At 62.0% G+C, this 1,343-nt stretch carries 1 protein-coding gene; it reads left to right on the forward strand.

What is annotated here, in order from left to right:
* The first annotated feature begins 54 nt into the window (after positions 1-54).
* Positions 55-1,227, forward strand: coding sequence for an IS5 family transposase (locus tag ELI80_RS12285; RefSeq protein WP_136652220.1), 1,173 nt, complete (start codon positions 55-57; stop codon positions 1,225-1,227).
* Positions 1,228-1,343 lie beyond the last annotated feature (116 nt).

A 1,343-nucleotide genomic window follows, 5' to 3' on the forward strand; every position in this document is an offset into this window, starting at 1 on the left:
GACGTAGTTTGCAGAACATGATTCATCGCTGGCAGGAAGACAGTGGGAGTGATCATGCGCGGAGCGGACGAGACGAGCGGGTCGCTGTTCAGCTATGTTGATCTTGAGGACCGCATCCCTGCGCGGCACCCTTTGCGCAAGATCCGACAGGTCGTGAATGACGCGCTCGCCAGCCTCGATGATGAATTCGACCGTCTTTATGTTGATTTCGGCCGCCCCTCGATCCCACCGGAGCGGCTGATCCGGGCCAGCCTGATCCAGATCCTGTTCTCGATCCGCTCCGAGCGGCAGTTGATAGAGCAGATGCAGTATAACCTCTTGTTCCGCTGGTTCGTGGGTCTGGGCATCGATGATGCGGTCTGGGTGCCAACGGTGTTCTCGAAGAACCGCGACCGGCTGCTGACGACCGAGATGTCGCGCAAGGTCATGGCGGCGATCCTGGCCCATCGCGAAGTGGCGCCACTCCTGTCGGATGATCACTTCTCGGTCGACGGCACGCTGATCAAGGCCTGGGCGTCGATGAAAAGCTTCAAGCCCAAGGCAGAGGGCACGCCGCCCGACGACGAGGGCCCTGGCGGTCCGCCCGCCCATGGTGACACCCCCGACAATCAAACTGCCGAGACCAACCCCGAGATTGCCCCGATGCCCCGCACCACCCATCGCAGCCGAAATGCCGAGGTCGACTTCAAAGGCGAGAAGCGCTCCAACGCGACCCATGCCTCTACGACCGACCCGGAGGCGCGGCTTTACAAGAAAGCCCCCGGCGCGAGTGCCGTGCTCTGCTTCATGGGGCATGCTCTGATGGAGAACCGGAATGGACTGATCGTTCAGGGCGACCTGACCCAGGCCGATGGCCATGCCGAACGGAAGGCTGCGCTCGATATGCTGCATCGTCACTCCCCAGGCTCAACCCGGAAACTGACGGTGGGCGCTGACAAGGCCTATGATGCCGCTGGCTTCGTGGCCGATCTGCGCGGGGCCTGCGTCACTCCGCATGTCGCCCAAAAAGCGCGGCATTCCGCAATCGACGGACGAACCACTCGACACAAGGGCTATGCCTTGTCCATCAAGCATCGAAAGCGGATCGAGGAGCCCTTCGGCTGGGCCAAGACCATCGGCGGCATGGCCCAGACCGTCTATCGTGGCGTTGAACGGGTGAGGTCGCGCTTCATCCTGACAATGGCCGCCAGCAACCTGGCCCGGTTGCCACGGCTTCTGGGGGCATAGAGGAAGAAGAATGCCCAAGGGACCAGGCGTGGAGGAAATCGACGACTACCCAGTCGGCATCCAAGCCAGACCACGAGGAAAACGTTCCGCCCAGTCCTGACTAAATCAGCAGCCTG

Origin of the sequence: Paracoccus aeridis, from assembly GCF_004923205.2 — a bacterium.
Lineage (GTDB): Bacteria > Pseudomonadota > Alphaproteobacteria > Rhodobacterales > Rhodobacteraceae > Paracoccus > Paracoccus aeridis.

Excerpts from the sequence above, each read along its gene's own strand:
- ELI80_RS12285 (WP_136652220.1), top strand. The coding sequence starts at position 55 with ATGCGCGGAGCGGACGAGACGAGCGGGTCGCTGTTCAGCTATGTTGAT.